At 66.1% G+C, this 18,004-nt stretch carries 17 protein-coding genes and 1 pseudogene; 12 read left to right on the top strand and 6 right to left on the bottom strand.

Annotated elements, in window-relative coordinates; all coding sequences use genetic code 11:
* Positions 1 to 1,022: 1,022 nt before the first annotated feature.
* Together ACFXKN_RS25725 and ACFXKN_RS25730 are read left to right on the top strand one after the other, a co-directional pair.
* Positions 1,023 to 1,152: pseudogene (locus tag ACFXKN_RS25725) on the top strand (barstar family protein); the annotation flags it as partial.
* A 286-nt stretch (positions 1,153 to 1,438) separates the two neighbouring features.
* Entirely contained in the window at positions 1,439 to 1,879 is a 441-nt protein-coding gene (locus ACFXKN_RS25730) for a YybH family protein (protein WP_378944049.1), read from the top strand.
* Between the two features lie 3 nt (positions 1,880 to 1,882).
* Here ACFXKN_RS25730 and ACFXKN_RS25735 read toward each other — a convergent pair whose 3' ends face one another.
* The 3 genes from ACFXKN_RS25735 to ACFXKN_RS25745 form a co-directional block, all read right to left on the bottom strand.
* Positions 1,883 to 3,004 carry a PucR family transcriptional regulator gene (locus ACFXKN_RS25735; RefSeq protein WP_378944052.1) on the bottom strand — a complete coding sequence of 374 codons (1,122 nt, stop codon included), beginning with the start codon at positions 3,002 to 3,004 and terminating at the stop codon, positions 1,883 to 1,885.
* A gap of 7 nt (positions 3,005 to 3,011) precedes the next feature.
* Positions 3,012 to 4,187 carry an esterase/lipase family protein gene (locus tag ACFXKN_RS25740; protein ID WP_378944055.1) on the bottom strand — a complete coding sequence of 392 codons (1,176 nt, stop codon included), beginning with the start codon at positions 4,185 to 4,187 and terminating at the stop codon, positions 3,012 to 3,014.
* Between the two features lie 557 nt (positions 4,188 to 4,744).
* Positions 4,745 to 5,137, bottom strand: a complete 393-nt coding sequence (locus ACFXKN_RS25745; protein WP_379433990.1) for a PPOX class F420-dependent oxidoreductase — start codon at positions 5,135 to 5,137, stop codon at positions 4,745 to 4,747.
* A 69-nt stretch (positions 5,138 to 5,206) separates the two neighbouring features.
* Here ACFXKN_RS25745 and ACFXKN_RS25750 point away from each other — a divergent pair, with 69 nt between their 5' ends.
* The 4 genes from ACFXKN_RS25750 to ACFXKN_RS25765 all read left to right on the top strand — a co-directional run bounded on the left by ACFXKN_RS25750 (position 5,207) and on the right by ACFXKN_RS25765 (position 8,016).
* Complete coding sequence (locus ACFXKN_RS25750; protein WP_378944061.1) at positions 5,207 to 5,731, top strand: hypothetical protein; 525 nt, start codon at positions 5,207 to 5,209, stop codon at positions 5,729 to 5,731.
* A complete protein-coding gene (locus ACFXKN_RS25755; RefSeq protein WP_378944068.1) occupies positions 5,728 to 6,291 on the top strand; it encodes a TetR family transcriptional regulator in 564 nt (187 codons plus the stop codon). The genes ACFXKN_RS25750 and ACFXKN_RS25755 overlap by 4 nt, the downstream gene beginning before the upstream one ends.
* 532 nt (positions 6,292 to 6,823) lie before the next feature.
* Entirely contained in the window at positions 6,824 to 7,162 is a 339-nt protein-coding gene (locus tag ACFXKN_RS25760) for a hypothetical protein (protein WP_378944071.1), read from the top strand.
* Positions 7,163 to 7,416: 254 nt separating this feature from the next.
* On the top strand, positions 7,417 to 8,016 hold the full coding sequence (locus tag ACFXKN_RS25765; RefSeq protein WP_378944075.1) for a DUF4126 domain-containing protein: 600 nt from the start codon (positions 7,417 to 7,419) through the stop codon (positions 8,014 to 8,016).
* A 77-nt stretch (positions 8,017 to 8,093) separates the two neighbouring features.
* Here the strand turns inward: ACFXKN_RS25765 and ACFXKN_RS25770 are convergent, their stop codons facing one another.
* A complete protein-coding gene (locus ACFXKN_RS25770; RefSeq protein WP_378944080.1) occupies positions 8,094 to 9,104 on the bottom strand; it encodes an LLM class flavin-dependent oxidoreductase in 1,011 nt (336 codons plus the stop codon).
* A gap of 111 nt (positions 9,105 to 9,215) precedes the next feature.
* Between ACFXKN_RS25770 and ACFXKN_RS25775 the strand changes: the two genes are divergently transcribed.
* The 4 genes from ACFXKN_RS25775 to ACFXKN_RS25790 all read left to right on the top strand — a co-directional run bounded on the left by ACFXKN_RS25775 (position 9,216) and on the right by ACFXKN_RS25790 (position 13,242).
* A complete protein-coding gene (locus ACFXKN_RS25775; RefSeq protein ID WP_378944085.1) occupies positions 9,216 to 9,692 on the top strand; it encodes a MarR family winged helix-turn-helix transcriptional regulator in 477 nt (158 codons plus the stop codon).
* A gap of 72 nt (positions 9,693 to 9,764) precedes the next feature.
* Positions 9,765 to 11,195, top strand: a complete 1,431-nt coding sequence (locus tag ACFXKN_RS25780) for an MFS transporter (RefSeq protein WP_378944089.1) — start codon at positions 9,765 to 9,767, stop codon at positions 11,193 to 11,195.
* 83 nt (positions 11,196 to 11,278) lie between these two features.
* The gene (locus ACFXKN_RS25785; protein ID WP_378944093.1) at positions 11,279 to 12,355 is read left to right on the top strand and encodes a class 1 fructose-bisphosphatase; all 1,077 of its coding nucleotides are present in this window, start codon (positions 11,279 to 11,281) and stop codon (positions 12,353 to 12,355) included.
* A gap of 11 nt (positions 12,356 to 12,366) precedes the next feature.
* The gene (locus tag ACFXKN_RS25790; RefSeq protein WP_378944096.1) at positions 12,367 to 13,242 is read left to right on the top strand and encodes a phosphoribulokinase; all 876 of its coding nucleotides are present in this window, start codon (positions 12,367 to 12,369) and stop codon (positions 13,240 to 13,242) included.
* A gap of 17 nt (positions 13,243 to 13,259) precedes the next feature.
* Here ACFXKN_RS25790 and ACFXKN_RS25795 read toward each other — a convergent pair whose 3' ends face one another.
* Positions 13,260 to 13,949, bottom strand: coding sequence for an HAD-IA family hydrolase (locus tag ACFXKN_RS25795; RefSeq protein ID WP_378944099.1), 690 nt, complete (start codon positions 13,947 to 13,949; stop codon positions 13,260 to 13,262).
* Entirely contained in the window at positions 13,946 to 16,045 is a 2,100-nt protein-coding gene (gene tkt, locus ACFXKN_RS25800) for a transketolase (RefSeq protein ID WP_378944104.1), read from the bottom strand. The genes ACFXKN_RS25795 and tkt overlap by 4 nt, the downstream gene beginning before the upstream one ends.
* Before the next feature lie 105 nt (positions 16,046 to 16,150).
* Here tkt and ACFXKN_RS25805 point away from each other — a divergent pair, with 105 nt between their 5' ends.
* Together ACFXKN_RS25805 and ACFXKN_RS25810 are read left to right on the top strand one after the other, a co-directional pair.
* Positions 16,151 to 16,819, top strand: coding sequence for a response regulator (locus ACFXKN_RS25805; RefSeq protein ID WP_378944107.1), 669 nt, complete (start codon positions 16,151 to 16,153; stop codon positions 16,817 to 16,819).
* Positions 16,816 to 17,988, top strand: a complete 1,173-nt coding sequence (locus ACFXKN_RS25810; RefSeq protein ID WP_378944110.1) for a GAF domain-containing sensor histidine kinase — start codon at positions 16,816 to 16,818, stop codon at positions 17,986 to 17,988. Before ACFXKN_RS25805 ends, ACFXKN_RS25810 begins: the two co-directional genes overlap by 4 nt.
* Positions 17,989 to 18,004 lie beyond the last annotated feature (16 nt).

Genomic DNA, 18,004 nt, shown 5'->3' on the forward strand with positions numbered 1-18,004 from the left:
CGTCGGTGTAGTTCTTCTTGGGCATCGGGTAGATCTTCTCGCTTTTCTGGTCTGAGACCAAGATCAAGCGTGTCCATCACCCGGGGTCAAGGCCCCACACTGCAGCAGCAAGTCTTACCGCTGCTCAAGACCGCGGCGAACCATGGGAACGCCACCACGCGGGCGAAGCGGCGATGGACGCACTACGAGCGTTGGATAATACCGCTCCGACACGAGGTTTCTGGCGTGACTGGAGCGCCATGATTAGGTTGAACGGTAGCGAAAGTTCTGATGGACCAGGACCGCTCACGGTGACGCCCTACGGAGTGTGCGAGCACCACCTCACCCCCGCGAGCGGGGCAGCCTCTGCACTCTCGAGGCCCGGAGCAGCCCGCGCGATCAGCGGCATGTGCGTGCGTTTCGCGAGATCGTCTGGCCGACCCAGCCAAGCATTCTCGCTTGTCTCCGCCAGTACACGAGTGCATAGGATCGGCACCTCGCGAAGGGGAGAGATGTTAGCCAATCAAGCCGATGGCTTGGGAATGTGCGCCTTGACAGGTGATGAGGATGACGAACATTGGGGCGTTGTGCACGACGTCCGAGGACTTTTCGCGGCGCGAGCCGAGGAGGAGGACAGGCTCGAGGTCAAGCTTCTGGGCTGTATCCCACAGGGGAAACTGCGGAAGTGTCTGGACTCCTTGTCTGCTGGTGGAGTCCAGGTCGGTGGCGCTTCTCTCGAGGTTCTCGACTCCAACGGTGTATCTATGGGCTCCTATTTCGTCGACGACATGACGGTTACCGCGGCTCGTCCGTCGAGCCTCGATTCGAGTTCGGTCGATCTCAGTGTGACGCTGATCTGCGACAACGCCCATTTCGGTGGCGAGTGGATTTGGAACCTGATCCGTGACGGTCGGCTGAACCGTCGTGACATCTGGCACGGGCTCGACACCGATGACAGGATCGCGTGGTTGGCGGTGGCTCTCTGGACGAGTGCCTACCAGCGCCGAGGCAGGCCGGATTCCGCTGCAGGCCAAGTCTTCACATTGGATGGACAGGCTGTCACCGACATCGTCAGCTTCTACTGCGCGCTCGGAGAAGCGATCAACGGCCCTGGGGGCTATTTCGGCTGGAACCTCGATGCTCTATCGGACTGTCTGCGCGGAGGATGGGGGGCGTCCAGTCCATTCGTGCTGGAGTGGCTGTACTCCGACGTGGCGTGGGAGCATCTGCTGACACACCAGCCCGTGGCCACCGGGCACGCCTTGTTCGACCTGCTCTTGGAGATCTTCGAGGAGAAGAACATCGAGGTCATCCTGCGATAACGCACTTCGCCCGGACCGATCCGTGCCCGCCGCGATCGGAGGAAATCGTGCAGCTCTTCGCGCCGCCGGGCAGATGACGCACTGACCATGCAATCAAGGTAACAACGTGGGAGTCAGGACAACCGTATGTTGGAACGATGACTGTCGATACATACGGCGTGCGCCCGAAGGCCGCTGTCGTCGCAACGGATCAGGACGTCGCTGTAGCCGCGATCACGGCGGTGTTCGAAGGTCTCGAAGCCGCGCTCGCGGCGAAGGATGCTGTCGCGTTCGACAGTGTCTTCACCGATGATGTGGTCTTCATCAATCCGGCGGGCTCGGTCTTTCTGAACTGGGACGAGCTGCATTCCTACCACCTGACCGCGTTGCGGAACAGCCCGGACGCCGAGGCGCACTACGAGATTCTGGCGGTGCGGCTGCTCGCCGGTGGACATGCGATCGTCAATGTCGAGCAGACGTTGCGGACACCGGATTTCTCGGTAACCAACCGCGGAACTTGGGTTTTCACGGAACGAGACGACAGCTGGTGGGTCTGTTCGGTGCACAATACGAATGTGGCGGGCAGCGCCGGAGTTTAGCGGCTACACCGACGAATCGTTCGTCGTCGAAACCGCCGTTCGGTAGTCGCGCACGATGAGTGCGGCCCGAAGCCGCCAAATGACATTCGGATCGTGCGGGGTGAGTCCCACGAGCTCGTAGATACGCCGGAGCCGGTAGTCGACGGTGTTCATGTGGATATGGGTTTCGCGTGAGGTGAGCCGGCGATTGAGGCCATTGTTGATATGTGCGCGCAGCGTGTTGATCAAGTCCGGAAACTCGGCCACCGAATCGAGGAACATTTCGAGACGATCGCGTCCAGGCCCTGGCCGAGTCAGTTGATACTCGATAGCGAGGTCTTCGATCTGGTACAGGCCTGGTGGGTGATGGAGTCTCGTTGCCACGTCCAGCAGTTCGTGTACTTCCTCTGCCGCCTCGGGAATCCGATCCCGGTCGACGGTGACCCCGACAACGGTGAGTGAGGTCAGGCCGACCATGCCGCGGATCTTCTCGGTGTCACACGAGTCCGGCACCAGAATTGTCGCGCCGAATTCGGACTGCAACCCCGGCACGTGCTGCCCGAAGCTTCTCGACAGCATCGCCCGGAAATCGCGGGGTGACACCGCATCGCGCGCGGACCGATCCGCGGCCACCGCGAGCACGGTGTACCGCTCATCGAGTGGTGCCCCGTGCTCACGGGTAGCTCTCATCGAATGGCGGCCACTGAGCAGAGTGTGCGCCACATACCCACCGCGATCGCCGCTGGGCGGTGCGATCTCCGTGTATACCGTCGACACCGCCGCGGTCACCGAGTTCAAGGCATTCATCAGTCGACGAACATCGTCGAAGGGTGCGGAAAGGGCTTCGAGATCGTCCAGGTGTAGTCGGAACCCTGCGTGAACATGCTGCTGCACTGTTTCGATCGGTACACCGATGCTGGCCCACCGCGCGGCGGCCGGCCGAATGCGCGGCATCCGGGCGCCGTGGTGTGTCCGATCCGCGTCGGACATCAGTGCCAGACAGTCGGCGACGACGGCGCTGATCTCCTCGCGCAATACGTTTCCTCGTCGGCTACGACGCGGGATGGTCTCGAGAATCTTGTGTGCGATCCGGTCGGTCGACCGCGAGAGTTGCGCAGGCGACCCGAGTTCGAGGTGGCTGGTCATCGAGGGCTCACAGTGTGCCGCCGCCACCGATCAACCACGGGTTGAACGTGCAGTTCAAGGCCGGGTGGTTGACGGGGTCGAGGGCGTTGAGGGCGATGGAGGCCGCGCGAGGTGAGTACATGAGGGTCAGGTGATCGGACAGGTCCTGTTCGCACCCTTCCTGCAGGGTGATGTTGCGGACCGTCGCGCCTTCGCCGGCGCGCAGGAACGCCCAGTCATAGGGGTTGGTGACCTCGTCGTAGCGCGATGCCACCGCGGTGTAGTCGACGCCGGGAACGGTGTCGCCCTTCGCGTTCAGCGTGGCGTAGAACGGGGACCCGACCGCCTGCTGGATGTTCGATATTCCGACGATCGGCTCGTTGAAGCCGAGGATGTCGATGCCGAGGTTGTTGATGGCCCGGCCGAGCGTGGCGATGCCCATCAGGGTGGTGCCGTGGTGGGTGGCACCGTAGGTCACCACCTTCTCGACATTGTCCGCGCCGCCTTCGAACTTCAGGTAGTGGTTCGCGATCGTGCCGCCCTGCGAGTGGCCCACGATGTCGACCTTGTCGGCACCGGTGGTTGTGCGCACCCGCTCGATGAAATCGGCGACCTGGCGCGATGATTCCTCCATCGGACCTACCCCGTAGCGGCCGGGCAGAACGGCACCGAGGCCACCGCCCTCGAGGAGCCCGGAGCGACCGAAATTGACGGCGAACACGCAGAATCCGGCGCGGGCGAGCTGCGGTGAGAGGTAGCTGAAGGTGTCGAAGGCGTTGAGCCAGGTGCCGTGCAACAGGACCACCGGGCGCGGATGCTCAGCGCTGGGCTTGCAATCCCACTTGTTCGCACCGGCGGGGGCGACGTCCGGACTGGCGAGCCCATAGGCGAATGCGGCTAGCGGGGCGGTGAGTTCCGGTCCCTGTCCGACAGGCGCAGCGGCAGTGCTGTGTCCATACCCAGAGCTGCTGCCCGACGCGCTACCGGATCCGCTTCCCGAGCTACCGCCCGAGTCGACGATCGCCTTGGGCTGCCTGCCATCCGGCGAAGGCCTCAACCCATCGGTGATCGTGTCGGCGAGCGACTGCAAGTCCGAGGGGAGGACGGGCTCCGCGCCGACGGCCGTGGCTCCGAGTCCGTGCCCGACGGCGACTCCCACGGTGAGCGCGGCGGCCACCACGGACCGGCGAATGCGCTGCTTCATTGCAAGCATCTTCAACAATTCCTATCTGATCGACCGCACACCCCGATTCCGGTGACTCAGACCACAATCGAATGAGACTGTGATGCGCATCGCTGCATGGTGGCGGCAAGGAAAAGTCTGTACCGATCGGTATGCGCCGTCACTGCACTGAGGTCCAGAGTCGGCCGACGCGACCTTGTAGTCGGCGCCAAACTCCGATTGGCCAGTGGCGCGACGTTGTCCGATCGACTGCCCTGGGCCACAATCGACCCGGCCGGCCGCTGCACCACCGGCGTCGGCGTCGAGCCGAACCAGGGCACCGCAGCATGACCCATCACGCACAACACCGAAGCCGACCGCATCTGGGTCGCCACCCGACACCGTGGCCGGCACTTCTGCGGCACATCGAGCCGTCCCGAGGACTCGACAGCGAGGATTTCACAGCCCTCGATCACTGGCTGCGAGCAACCGGGTCACCCGAGACACCACGAATGAGACTGCCTAGGCCGCGCTGCGAAATCGATACGGGGCGGCCATGATCGCGCTCGCGTACGTCGTCGTGCCCAGGTGGTTCCCGCTCACCCGGCCAGTTTGATCCGGATGCCCACCATCCGCTCGGAGCCGCCGCGCAACCTGCTGCCCAGCAGCCCGATCCGGGCGACCAGCCCGTACTTGCGCTTCATCAGAGTGGTGAAGTGCGCGCTCGCGTCCGGTGCCAGCACCTCGGCGAAGCCGGGAACCGGGGCGCCGAGCGATTTGCCGCGCCAGTCGCAAGGGGCCGCCGTTATCCGGCTCCCGTTGCGGATCCGCTTCACCTTGCCGGCGTCCGCCGCACTCCACACCGCCAGCGTCTGGTCGTCGCGCATCACCCAGACGGGCGTGGGGACCGCCGTGCCGTCTCGCCGAAACGTGGTGAGAAGCAGATACTTTCCGGTCGCCAACTCGTCCAGCACCGTGTCGGTGTGTTTCATGCCAAGATACTAACCAGTTAGTTAACTTGTGGTCGTCGGAACCGCAGCGAAGTGCTGAAGGGAATCTGCATGGGGCGATTCGTTGGAACGTTGCTCGCGGGCTTTGTGTTAGGCACCCCCGCGGTCCCGGTCGGCCTGTCGCTGTCCCTGTCGGGCCCGGTCGCGCTGTTCGCGGTGCTGCTGGGCGCGGCCTGCTGTGTGGTCTTCGCGGTGTTCGCTATGGAACGCGCCCGGCTGCTCTGGCAATCCTGGCGTGTCCGACGGAAGTCGGCTGCGGCACTGGCCGATTCGGCGACGGAAGGCGGCGGTGCGTCCGTCATTTCCGCGACCAGCGGAGAGGTGCTCGCGGCGGACGCCCGGCTCTCCGGCGCCTCAGGGCGTCGGGCCCGGCGAGTCCTCGACCGATACGGCGTGGCGGGCTTCGGCATCGTGGGGCCTGCCCTCTTCGGCACGTGGGGCTCGGCCCTACTCGGTGCGGCGCTCGGCATCCCCAGCTGGCGGCTGATCCGCTGGTTGATGACCGGTGTCGCCCTGTGGTGCACGGTGCTGCTCGTCGCATCGGACGCGGCGCTGGCCGTCTTCGGAATCGGATGACGCAGCGGATGTCCCGAGCCGACGCCACCAAGGCCCGCATTCTCCAGGCCGCCACCGATGAGTTCGCCACGTACGGTATCGCCGGCGCCCGGGTGGACCGGATCGCCAAGACCGCGGCGGCCAACAAGAACCTCATCTACGTCTACTTCTGCAGCAAGGACCAGCTCTTCGACGCGGTCTTCGACGCCCACGTCACTCACGGCCTGGATTCGGTCCCCTTCACCCCCGGCGACCTCCCCGAGTACGCGGGACGGTTATTCGACTACTGCCGCCAGAACCCCGAAGTCATTCGGCTGGCCACCTGGCACCGCCTGGAGCGTGGCGAACTGGCCATCGCGGCGCCCGCGCGCGACGCGAAACTGGACGCACTCGCCGCGACACAGCGGAAGGACGGCATCGGCGCCGACTTCTCACCCGCGACGCTGCTGACACTCGTCCTGAGCATCGCTCTCGCGTGGAACCCGAGCAACGTCACCAGCATTCCCGCCGGCTCCTCCGAGACCGAGAGTGTCGATGACCGCCGCCGCGCGATCGTCGAGGCCGTGCGCCGGCTCCTGTGAGCGGCGCCCGGTATGGCTGCCCAAACGGCAAATACCGTGGCGAATTCCACGGTCGCATCAGTGAATCCGGCAGCGGCGTGGCACAAACCGATTGAACTGAAATCAACCCCGATGCGCCGTTTACTTTTTCGTCACCGATGGCGTGTTGAGTGCACGATGAATGCGTTGCTACTTTGCGATGGAAGCGCTGATCTGGACGCATCAAATAGTTCGTAACCGAGTGCTCGGGAAAGCTGGGAATGCGAAGGCATGTAATATCGCGTGGCTGTTCCCGCTGGTAGTGGCCATGCGGGCGTGATCGGAACCCTCCTCTTCGCGATTCCTGAGTCCGGCGCGGACAGCTGAACATTCGAGAAGGTGCTGACGCATATCTAGTTCTCCGATCTCCCGCTGTGCAAGATCGAACTGCGCAATGATGGTCGGTAACATTTACACACCGAATGTTCTTATCCCTGGTTTAAGAGTGCTGTGGCGGTCAAAATCGTCAATGTTTGATCAGCACGTACCACTTCCACTTCGAGAAGGGATACAGATGCATCACACGATCAAAACCACTCTTATGGCCGCGCTCGTCGCTCCGACAGCCCTCGGGTTGTTCGGCGTCGGCGCGGTAGCCGCGGACACCGGCGTGCAGTCCGGTGATACCTCGCTGTCGGCCGCCCAGAACGACGACGGCGCTGAAGAAGGCGGCGCGGAAGAAGGCGCCGTTGTGGACAGCGGCGCTGCAAATGTCGACGCTGAGGACAGCAACGCTGAAGACGGCGACGCTGAGGACGGCAACGACGCAGACGGCGACACCGGGGAGAGCAGCGCTGAAGATGGCGACGCTGGGGAGGGCGGCGCTGAAGCCGGTGGCGGAGACGCCGGATAGGACGGGTGCGTCCTGGGGTCTCGCCGTAGGTAGCGGGCGAATCCCGACGACTTCGTAGCAGCAATCACGGCCGCGCGCCGGGCTCCTATCAACCGGCCCGGCGCGCGGCGACTGCCATCCACCTGGCACCGATGAGCCTGACGGCCGGTAACTCCGAACTATCGGCGGCGGACCACCGCCGACTGACTGACCGGCCATCGACGTGTGGTGCGGAGTTCCCGGGCGGTGTCGGTGTGCGGGCTTAGGCTGAGCGAGTGTCGGTGCTACCTCTGATCTTCACCGCGGGCTGGGCCAGCGGGATCAACGCGTACGCGGTGGTGTTTCTGCTCGGGTTGTTCGGTCGGATCGGCTGGGCCGGTGACGTGCCGCCGGGGCTGCAACGCACCGATGTACTCGTCGCCGCCGGTGTGTTGTTCCTGATCGAAGCGGTCGCGGACAAGATCCCGTACCTGGACTCGTTCTGGGACGCGGTGCACACGGTGGTGCGACCTGCCTCCGGCGCGATCGTCTCGGCTCTGATTGCGGGCCAGGATGATTCACTGCCGACGATGTTCGCCGCGGCGGTGGGTGGAACAACCGCGTTGCTCAGCCACATCGTCAAGGCGGGCACGCGGATGGCGATCAATACCTCGCCGGAACCGGTCACCAATATTGCGATGAGCACCGCCGAAGACGCCACTGTCGGCGGTGTCATCACCCTGGCGGTGTTCTTCCCGGTGCTGGCGGCGGTGATCGCCGCGGTCCTCTTGGCGATCGGCCTGTGGGTGGTCTACCTGTGCGCCAGCCGAATCCGCCGCTATCTCCGACGACGGCGAGAACGCCGCGCGACCGGCGTCGACTCAGCGCTCGAATAGAACTCCGCCTGCCGAGAATCCGGTGAGTGGGTCGAAGAACCGGGCCCGGCCCCGATCGCCATTCGCCGGATCCGACCTCATCGCACCTGCGGTGCGACCTTCGTCCCCAGCAGGTCGATGCTGTGCAGCACCTGCTCCGGCGGCAGCGTCCCCACGCTGGTGTGCAGCATGAATCGGTCGAGGCCGAGGGTGTCGCGGACCTCGGCGATCTTGCCCGCCACGTAGTCGGGGGTGCCGACGAACAGCGAACCATCCTGCGAGCGCAGGGCGTCGAACTGTGCGTGCGTCATCGGACCCCAGCCACGTTCCCGGCCGATGGTCGACATCGCCAGGGCGTACGGCTCGTAGAACTCGGCAACGGCCTGCGCGTCGGTATCGGCGATATAGCCGTGCGCGTGCACCGCCACCGGCTGCTTCTCGTGACCGCCCTCGGCGAGCGCCCGGTGATACAGCTCGACCAGCGGTTTGAACCGCGCGGGCTCACCGCCGATGATCGCGATGGCGAGCGGCAACCCGAGCAGCCCGGCACGGATCACTGATTCAGGACTGCCGCCGACCGCGATCCACACCGGCAGCGGGCGATCGTCGGTGCGCGGATACACCGTCGCGTCGTGCAGCGGCGCCCGGAATCGGCCCGTCCAAGTAACCGGACCTTCCTCGCGCACACGCAGCAGCAGTGCCAGTTTCTCCTCGAACAGCGCGTCGTAATCGGCGAGGTCGTATCCGAACAGCGGGAAAGACTCCGTGAACGACCCGCGCCCCGCCATCAACTCTGCCCGCCCGTTCGACAACCCGTCCAGCGTCGCGAAGTCCTGGTACACCCGTACCGGATCGTCGGAGCTGAGTACTGTCACCGCGCTGGTCAACTGGATGCGCTCGGTCCTGGCGGCGGCGGCGGCGAGTACGACAGCGGGGGAGGACGCGGCGAAATCCTGGCGATGATGTTCGCCGACGCCGTACACATCGAGCCCGGCAGCCTCGGTCGCGACGGCCTCGTCGACCACCTGACGCAGCCGCTCGGCGGCGGTCGGCGCAGGCCGGTCGCCGGTGGGGTACAGCTCGGCGAAGGTGGTGAGCCCCAGTTCCATGTGAACCTCTCTTCGGGATGCGATCCTCTTCTAAACGGACCGCAGTCCGATAACATTCCCCCGGTTTATGGATGGATGCGGATTATCTATGACAAAACTATAGTGAGCGGTATGACCGCCCTGGCGCCGACGCGCACCGAACCCGATCTGTCCTTCCTGCTCGATCGCACCAGCCATGTTCTGCGCACGCAGATGGCCGCGGCGCTGGCCGAGATCGGGCTGACGGCCCGCATGCACTGCGTGCTGGTCCACGCACTGGAGGCCGAACGCACGCAGGCCCAGCTCGCCGAGCTCGGTGACATGGACAAGACGACCATGGTGGTCACCGTCGACGCGCTGGAAAAGGCAGGTCTGGCCGAACGTAAACCGTCGAGCACCGACCGCCGTGCTCGCATCATCTCCGTGACGCCCGCGGGTGCGGAGCTCGCCGCGCGCAGTACCGAAATCGTCGACGGCGTCCATCAGCACGCACTCGGTTCGCTGCCGAAGGCGGAGCGGGAATCTCTTGTACAGGCACTGAATCACCTGGTGGAGGGGTATTTGTCGACGGTGGTCGAAGCGGCGCCCGCGCGTCGCGCCAGGCAATAGTCCGTAATAGATTGTCTAGTACGGAACTATCTAGTACGGTCTCTCTTGTTCGCTTCTAGCAGGAGATGACCCATGACCAAGTCCCAGCGCACTGCCCTCGCGGTGCTGTCGGCCGCGATGCTGATGACCATCCTCGACGGCAGCATCGTCACCGTCGCCATGCCGGCGATCCAAGAAGATCTCGGCTTCTCGCCCGCCGGTCTGAGCTGGACCGTGAACGCCTACCTGATCGCTTTCGGCGGTCTGCTCCTGCTGGCCGGACGCCTCGGTGACCTGATCGGCCGCAAGACGATGTTCGTCACGGGCAATATCGTCTTCACCGCCGCCTCGGTGCTGGCAGGCGTGGCGAGCACCCCCGCGGTGCTGGTCGCGGCCCGATTCCTGCAGGGTGTCGGCAGCGCGATCGCCGCTTCGGTGGTGCTCGGCATCCTGGTGACGATCTTCACCGAACCACGTCAACGGGCCACGGCTATCGGTGTTTTCAGCTTCACCGGTGCTGCGGGCGCCTCCATCGGGCAGGTGCTCGGCGGCGTCCTCACCGACGCGTTGAACTGGCACTGGATCTTCCTGATCAACGTGCCGATCGGCGTGCTCACCGTGCTCGTCGCGAGCAAGGCGCTGCCCGCCGACCGTGGACTCGGCTGGTCCGCCGGTGCCGATGTGCTGGGTGCCGCCCTGGTCACCGCCGGTCTGATGCTGGGCATCTACACCGTCGTCGAGGTCGAACGCTACGGCTGGGTCTCGGCGCACACCCTCGGCCTCGGCGCGCTGGCCGCCGCCCTGCTCGCCGCCTTCGTCATCCGTCAGGCCACCGCGGCCAACCCACTGTTGCCGCTGCGAATCTTCCGTTCCCGCACGGTCTCCGGCGCCAATGTGGTCCAGATGCTCACCCTGGCGGCCATGTTCGCCTTCCAGATCATCGTCGCGCTCTACCTGCAGAAAGTGTTGGGCTACAACGCATTGCAGACCGGCCTTGCCATGCTGCCCGCCGCCGTCGCCATCGGCGGGGTGTCACTGTTCGCCTCGGCCCGCCTGATCACCCGTTTCGGTGAGCGGACCGTGCTCATCGCCGGTCTCGCCCTGCTGCTGGGCGGGATGTCGTGGCTGATGCGCCTGCCCGTCGACGCCGAGTACCTCACCGACGTGCTGCCGGTGATGGTGGCCATCTCCGGTGGCGGGCTGGTGCTGCCCGCACTCACCGCGCTGGGCATGTCGGGCGCCGAAGCCGACGACGCGGGTCTGGCCTCGGGGCTGTTCAACACCACCCAGCAGGTCGGCATGGCGATCGGCGTCGCGGTGCTTTCCACCCTCGCCGCCGCGCGGACCGGTACCGAACTGGTGGCCGGTGCCTCCGATCCCGTTGCCCTGACCAGCGGTTATCGGCTGGCGTTCACCGTCGCGGCCGGACTGCTCGCCGTGGCCCTTGTCGTCAGCGCCACCGTGCTGCGCAAGCAGCACACGTCCCAGGCAGCACCGGCCGCGCAGGCGGTCCCCGCCCTCTGACGCGACGAATCGCCGGGAACTACCCCTGCGATTCACCCCCCGGGTGGATGTCCGCCCGGGGGGTTCGGTGGTGTTCTCGAAGGATGCTGACCGATCGCACGACGTTGACCAAATTCCTCATCGAAGAGCGCCGCCGCCATCCCGGTTCCAGCGGTGAACTCAATTCCCTGATCCTCGACGTCGCGCTGGCCTGCAAGGCGATCTCCCAGCGCATCGCCTCCGGTGCGCTCACCGGCGTCCTCGGTGGCGCCGGCGTGGTGAACGTGCAGGGCGAGCAGCAGCAGAAGCTCGATGTGGTCGCCAACGACCTCTTCCTCCGTGCCAACGAATGGGGTGGTCAACTGGCCGGCATGGTGTCGGAGGAACTCGATGACCCCTACCCGATCCCGCCGGACTACCCGCGCGGCAAATACCTCCTGGCCTTCGATCCCCTCGACGGCTCGTCCAATATCGACGTGAATGTCGCGGTGGGCAGCATCTTCTCGATCCTGCGCGCACCGAACCCCGGCGTACACGCGACGACGGCGGACTTCCTCCAGCCCGGCACCGAGCAGGTCGCCGCAGGCTATGCGATCTACGGCCCCGCGACGCAACTCGTGCTCACCGTCGGCACCGGTGTGCATGCCTTCACCCTCGATCCCGAGCTCGGCGAGTTCTTCCTCACCGGACAGAACCTGCGACTGCCGGAGTCCACGTCGGAGTACGCGGTCAACAGTTCCAACCGCCGCTTCTGGGAACCTGCCGTGCGCCGCTACATCGATGAATGCCTGGCGGGCGCGACGGGCCCGCGCGAGAAGGACTTCAACATGCGCTGGGTGGCGTCGCTGGTGGTCGAAACCCACCGCATCCTCACCCGCGGCGGCGTGTTCCTCTATCCGCGCGACTCGAAGGACCCGGCCAAAGCGGGCCGGTTGCGCCTGCTCTACGAGGCCAATCCCATTGCTCTTCTGATCGAGCAGGCAGGCGGTCTCGCCTCGACCGGCCGTGACCGGATCCTCGAGGTGACTCCCACCGAGCTGCACCAGCGGATCGCGTTCATTTTCGGTTCCCGCGACGAGGTTGCCCGCATCGTGAGTTACCACGCCGAAGCGGCTGAGGAGCCCGACGGCCCGTGGAATCCGCTGTTCGGTCTGCGCGGTCTCTACCGTTCCACCACCTGAGGAGGAGATTCATGTCCGCCAAGCACCCCGTTGTCGCCATCACCGGATCGTCCGGTGCCGGAACAACTTCGGTGATGCGCACGTTCGATCAGATCTTCCGCAGGGAAGGCATCGATGCCGCGTACGTCGAGGGTGACAGTTTCCACAAGTTCGACCGTGCCGGTATGAAGGAGGAGCTGGCACGCGCGCTGTCGAACGGCGACCACACCTTCAGTCACTTCGGGCCCGAAGCGAACCTTTTCGAAGAGCTCGAGAAACTGTTCCGTGGCTACGGCGAGACCGGTACGGGCCGAGTGCGAAAGTACCTGCACGACAAGGAAGAAGCCTCGCCACACGATCAGGATCCCGGCACGTTCACGCCCTGGGAGGACCTCCGTTCCGGCACCGACCTGCTGTTCTACGAAGGCCTGCACGGCGCGGTGGCCAACGACCGGGTCGATGTGGCGCAGTACGCGGATCTGCTCATCGGGGTGGTGCCGGTGATCAACCTCGAGTGGACCCAGAAGTTGCACCGGGACAAGGACAAACGCGGCTACTCCACCGAGGCGGTGACCGAGACGATCCTGCGCCGCATGCACGACTACGTGAACTTCATGTGCCCGCAGTTCTCCCGCACCCACGTGAACTTCCAGCGGGTGCCCGTGGTGGATACATCGAATCCGTTTGTGGCCCGGACGATTCCGACGCCGGACGAATCGATGCTGGTGATCCGATTCGCCGACCCGCACGGCATCGACTTCCCGTACCTGCTGTCGATGCTGCACGATTCGTTCATGTCCCGCCCGAACACGATCGTGTGTCCGGGCGGGAAGATGGACTTGGCCATGCAGCTGATCTTCACGCCGATGTTGTTGCGGCTCATGGAACGTCGCGGCCGCACACGCTGATCGATGCGACGACCACGTCACGCGAGGTGGTCGTCGAACCAGGCCACCAGCTCCGGATCGTCGAGCCCATCGGCGACGAGCACCGCCGCCGAGAGGTCGTCGGTGCGCGTGTAGGCGTTCTGCGCGGCCACGCACCGCAGCCCGGCGGCCACCGCGGACCGCACGCCGTTCGCTGAATCCTCCACGGCCACTACTCGATCGGCGGGCAAGCCCGTCTGGATCAGCACGTCCAGGTACACCGCGGGGCTCGGTTTCAGCACGGGCACTTCGGTTCCGGTGGTCACGGTGTCGAAGGGCTCGCCGAAAGCGTGCTTCAGCAGGGGCTCGACCCACGCACGGGTGCCGGTGGTCGCCACATGCAACCGAACGCCACGCGACCGGAGCCGTTCGATCAGTTCCAGCGCCCCGGGACGGGGAAGGATGTGCCCGTCCGAGGCCATCTGCCGCATGATGCGGGTCTTGTTGCGGTGCAGCCTCTGTGCGAGTTCGCGTGCTGGCTCGGCGGGCATGGCGTGCTGTTCGAACCAGAACGCCAGCCGCTGCGCGCCACCGGCGACCTTCAGTAACCGCCCGTATTCCTTGACGTCCCAGCGGTCGGGGAGCCCTGCCTCGGCGAATGCCGTGTTGAAGGCCACCCGATGGCCGTCTCGTTCGCTGTCGACGAGGGTGCCGTCGACATCGAAGATCACCGCGTGCAATGGAGTCATGGTGCGCCGTCGAGGTATTCGCGGATCCGGTCGAGCACGGCCCGCACGGTGAACCCGTGGTGGGCCATGACCTCGCCGCCCGGGCCGCTGTGCCCGAACTCGTCGATGCCGATCGCCAGGTCGACCAGTCCCGCCCAGCCAGCGGTACTTCCTGCTTCGATGCTGACGGTGTGCGCCGACGGGTCCGCGGTGAAGCGCGAACGATCCAGTGCCGATACCACCCGCACGTCGTGACCTTCGGCCCGCAGCTGATCGGCCACCGCCGCCGCCAGCGCGACTTCCGAACCGGTAGCCACGATTTCGAGCACGCGTGCGGTGGCAGACGATGATTCGCGCGCCGTCGCTCCGACAGCGGTGGGGCAGGCTGCCGCACCCTCGGCCAGAGTGGTTCGGGCGCCGTCGGCACCCGCCTCGGCGTCCAGCTGGGGGAGCGACTGCCGGGAGAGAATCAGTGCGGTCGGCCCATCGACGCGGGTCAGCGCGAGTTCCCAGGCGAGAGCGGTCTCCACATCGTTGGCCGGCCGCAACACCTGAACGCCGGGAATCACCCGCAGCGACTCGACGTGCTCGACCGGCTGATGCGTCGGCCCGTCCTCGCCGACCGCGATCGAATCATGGGTCAGCACATAGATCACCGGCTGCCCCATCAACGCCGACAACCGCAGCGCGGGCCGCAGATAGTCGGCGAACACCAGGAAGGTACTGCCGAAAACCCGGAACCCACCGTGCAGGCTCATGCCGTTCAGAATGGCCGCCATCCCGAACTCGCGAACGCCGAAAGCGATAGCACTGCAGGTGAAGTCGTCCCGACTCACCACATCGCCACATACCGTGCCTGTCGACCCGGCGAGGTCGGCCGACCCGCCGACCAATTCCGGCATCGTCGACAGAGCCGCGTTCAAACAGGCCTGTGAGGACTGCCGGGTGGCCCGGGGTGCCTGCGCGGCAACGGCTTCCAGTGCGGCAGACAATTCGGCAGGCAGCAGTCGTGCACGGGCACGCCGGAACTCAGCGGCACGCTCGGGCGCGACCGCGTCGAACGCCGCGAATTCCTCGAGCCAGATCGCGTGTTCCTCGCTACCGATCGCGGCGAGCACGGCACACGCCGTGCCGACCTGCGCCGGCACCGCGAACGGCGGAAGCGTCCATCCTGCGAGCTCTTTGGCCTGCGCAAGCCGTTGCGCACCCAGCGGGGAGCCATGCGCCTTCGAGGTGCCGGCGACACCGGGCGCACCATGTCCGATCACCGTGCGCACCGCGAGAAAACTCGGCCGAGGATCGCTCTTCGCCCGGGTGATTGCGGCGTCGATCGCCTCGATGTCGGTCCCGTCGGCCACCACCTCGGTGTGCCACCCGTAGGCCGCGAACCGTGCCACCTGATCGTCGCTGCACGAACGCCCGACGGCTCCGTCGATGGTGATCTCGTTGTCGTCCCAGAGCACAATCAACCCGCCGAGCCCCACATGCCCTGCGAACGAGGCGACTTCGTGACTGACACCCTCCATCAAACATCCGTCGCCGACGATCGCGTACGTGCGATGCCCGGTGATCTCCGGATACCGGGCAGCGGTCATCCGCTCGGCGAGGGCCATCCCCACCGCCATCGCCAGCCCCTGACCCAACGGTCCGGTGGTGCACTCCACGCCCGGCGTGTCACCGAACTCGGGATGACCCGGCGTGCGCGACCCCCACTGCCGGAACCGCCGCAACTCCTCGACGGGCAGGTCGTACCCGAACAGGTGCAACAGCCCGTACAACAGCGCCGAGCCGTGCCCGGCCGAGAGCACGAACCGGTCCCGATCAGCCCACTCGGGGTCGGCCGGATCATGGCGCAGGTGCCGGCTCCACAGCGTCCACGCCATCGGTGCCGCCCCCATCGGCATGCCGGGATGGCCCGACTGCGCGGCCTCCACCATGTCGGCCGCGAGGAACCGCAGGGTGTCGACGGCGAGCAGGTCGGTCTCCACCGACGACACGTTGGTCGGGTGCGCGAGGTCGGTCAGTTGGGTGCCGCTCGCGGCATCGGCGGGCACTATGAGCGGGCGGCGAACTGAGGACTCCGGCATGGCGCGGCCTTTCTGATCGGGTCCGTTCATCGGACCGCATCAGCGCCCCCGCCGCACTCCCCCTCGGGGGTGGGGACCCGGGTGAGATCTCGTCAATGCCCGTAACCCGGGTGCTGCCCGCCGTAGGGTGGAGGGATGCCGGAGTTACCTCCGACCCCGTTGAGGCTTGCGCTCGTCGACGATCACGAGATGGTGCTGCACGGGCTCGACGCCATGCTCGGTCACTTTCCCGACGAGGTCGTCATAGTCGGCCAGTCCACCACCGACACCGCCGCGCTGCGGATGGTGGCGCAACATCGGCCCGATATCGTCCTGTGCGACGTGCGGATCGGCAAGGCCAGCGGCCTCGACCTGTGCCGTCAGATCACCCTGCAGTACCCCGAAACCAAGGTCGTGCTGCTCACCGTCTACGACGACGAGCACTACCTGTATCAGGCGTTGCGGGTGGGGGCGTCGGGCTACATTCTCAAGCGGGTCGACGGGCGCGAACTCGTTGCCCAGCTGCGCCGGGTCCGCGAGGGCGAGACGGTGGTCGACGCCGCACTGGCCGGGCGGGTGGCGCTGGCCGCGGCCCGGCTCAGCGCGGGCCAGTTCTGGTCCGGCGCGCACCTCGGACTGACCCAGCGTGAATCAGAAGTGTTGGGGCTGTTGGTATCCGGTCATTCCAATCGGGCGGTCGCGAGCAAGCTGGTGGTCAGTGAGGACACCGTGAAAACCCATATTCGCGGTCTGTATCGCAAGCTCGGGGTGTCCGATCGCAGCGGGGCAATCGCAGTCGCGTTGCGCGAGGGGCTGTTTCGGTGAGCAACGTGGGCGGCGCGGTCCCCACGGCGGCAGAACTCGCCCCACACCTCGGCGCCGAAGGCGTGCTGCTCTACGCCGTCGACGGCCAGGATCTGAGCATCGTCGATCTGTGGCCCCCGCATCCCTCGGCGAGTTCCTTGCGACTACAGGTCGGTTTCGGGGTGACCGGGTCGGTGGCCCGCACCGGCAAACCGGTGCTGCTCGACAACGACTCGCCACGTAATGCCCTGCACCGCAGACTCTTACATCTGGATCCGCACCAGACGGTGGCGCGGATGTGCCTGCCGTTGCCGGGGCTGGAAGGTGAGGTGGTCGGCGTGCTGGCCGCGCACCGCGGGCCACGGAACCCGTTCGGGCAGCACGACCTCGATGACGCGCGACAGCACGCCGCCGTGCTCGGCCTGTGGCTGCACGCGCGGCGACTGTTCCGCACCGTCAACCGGCAGCGCACCGAGCGGGATCGCTTGGTCGAGCAGGCGATCACCGCCCAGGAAGCCGAACGCCGACGCATCGCCTTCGATCTGCACGACGGTGTCACCACCGCCCTGGCCTCGATGTCGTTCCACCTGTCCGCCGCCGACCTCACCGTCTCCGAACTCCGCGCCCACGTCGACATCACCGACGAGGCCAGCCTGCGCGACCTCGCCAGGGCCCGCGCCGAGCTCGTCAGCGCCCGCGAGCTGGCCGATTTCGCCTACAACGAGACCAGAGCGGCGATCTCGGGCCTGCACAGCCTCGTCCTCGACGACCTCGGCCTGGTCGCCGCGATCGAATCGTTGGTGCGCACGGTGAGCGGCGACGGGCCGCCGGCGATCGAGTTCCTCGTCGACCACGCCGCCGCCATCGACGACATCCCCGACCACGCCGCGGCCACCCTGTACCGAATCGCGCAGGAATCCCTCAATAACGCCGTGAAACACGCTGGGGCACAGCGGATCGTGCTGTCGCTGCGCCGGGTCGGCGACTCGGTCATCCTCGGATGTTCCGATGACGGTGAGGGTTTCGACCCGGCGCAGCGGCGCGCCGACCGCGCCGCCGACTCCGACGGCGAACAGCACTTCGGCCTGACCTCGATCGCCGAGCGCTGCGCCATCATCGAAGCTTCGCTGCGCGTGGAGTCGATGCGGGGACGCGGAACCACCTTGCTGGTCGACCTACCGTTGAGATAGCCGCTGTCCGACCGAC

The organism is Nocardia sp. NPDC059195 (assembly GCF_042754695.1).
GTDB lineage: Bacteria > Actinomycetota > Actinomycetes > Mycobacteriales > Mycobacteriaceae > Nocardia.

Bases quoted from the DNA above. Each gene is read 5' to 3' on its own strand.
- ACFXKN_RS25745 (WP_379433990.1), bottom strand. From the start codon at position 5,137: ATGAAACACACCGACACGGTGCTGGACGAGTTGGCGACCGGAAAGTAT.
- ACFXKN_RS25770 (WP_378944080.1), bottom strand. From the start codon at position 9,104: ATGGAACTGGGGCTCACCACCTTCGCCGAGCTGTACCCCACCGGCGAC.
- ACFXKN_RS25730 (WP_378944049.1), top strand. From the start codon at position 1,439: ATGACTGTCGATACATACGGCGTGCGCCCGAAGGCCGCTGTCGTCGCA.
- ACFXKN_RS25780 (WP_378944089.1), top strand. From the start codon at position 9,765: ATGACCAAGTCCCAGCGCACTGCCCTCGCGGTGCTGTCGGCCGCGATG.
- ACFXKN_RS25790 (WP_378944096.1), top strand. From the start codon at position 12,367: ATGTCCGCCAAGCACCCCGTTGTCGCCATCACCGGATCGTCCGGTGCC.
- ACFXKN_RS25795 (WP_378944099.1), bottom strand. From the start codon at position 13,949: ATGACTCCATTGCACGCGGTGATCTTCGATGTCGACGGCACCCTCGTC.
- ACFXKN_RS25735 (WP_378944052.1), bottom strand. From the start codon at position 3,004: ATGACCAGCCACCTCGAACTCGGGTCGCCTGCGCAACTCTCGCGGTCG.
- ACFXKN_RS25785 (WP_378944093.1), top strand. From the start codon at position 11,279: ATGCTGACCGATCGCACGACGTTGACCAAATTCCTCATCGAAGAGCGC.
- ACFXKN_RS25760 (WP_378944071.1), top strand. From the start codon at position 6,824: ATGCATCACACGATCAAAACCACTCTTATGGCCGCGCTCGTCGCTCCG.
- ACFXKN_RS25740 (WP_378944055.1), bottom strand. From the start codon at position 4,187: ATGAAGCAGCGCATTCGCCGGTCCGTGGTGGCCGCCGCGCTCACCGTG.
- tkt (WP_378944104.1), bottom strand. From the start codon at position 16,045: ATGAACGGACCCGATCAGAAAGGCCGCGCCATGCCGGAGTCCTCAGTT.
- ACFXKN_RS25805 (WP_378944107.1), top strand. From the start codon at position 16,151: ATGCCGGAGTTACCTCCGACCCCGTTGAGGCTTGCGCTCGTCGACGAT.
- ACFXKN_RS25755 (WP_378944068.1), top strand. From the start codon at position 5,728: ATGACGCAGCGGATGTCCCGAGCCGACGCCACCAAGGCCCGCATTCTC.
- ACFXKN_RS25775 (WP_378944085.1), top strand. From the start codon at position 9,216: ATGACCGCCCTGGCGCCGACGCGCACCGAACCCGATCTGTCCTTCCTG.
- ACFXKN_RS25750 (WP_378944061.1), top strand. From the start codon at position 5,207: ATGGGGCGATTCGTTGGAACGTTGCTCGCGGGCTTTGTGTTAGGCACC.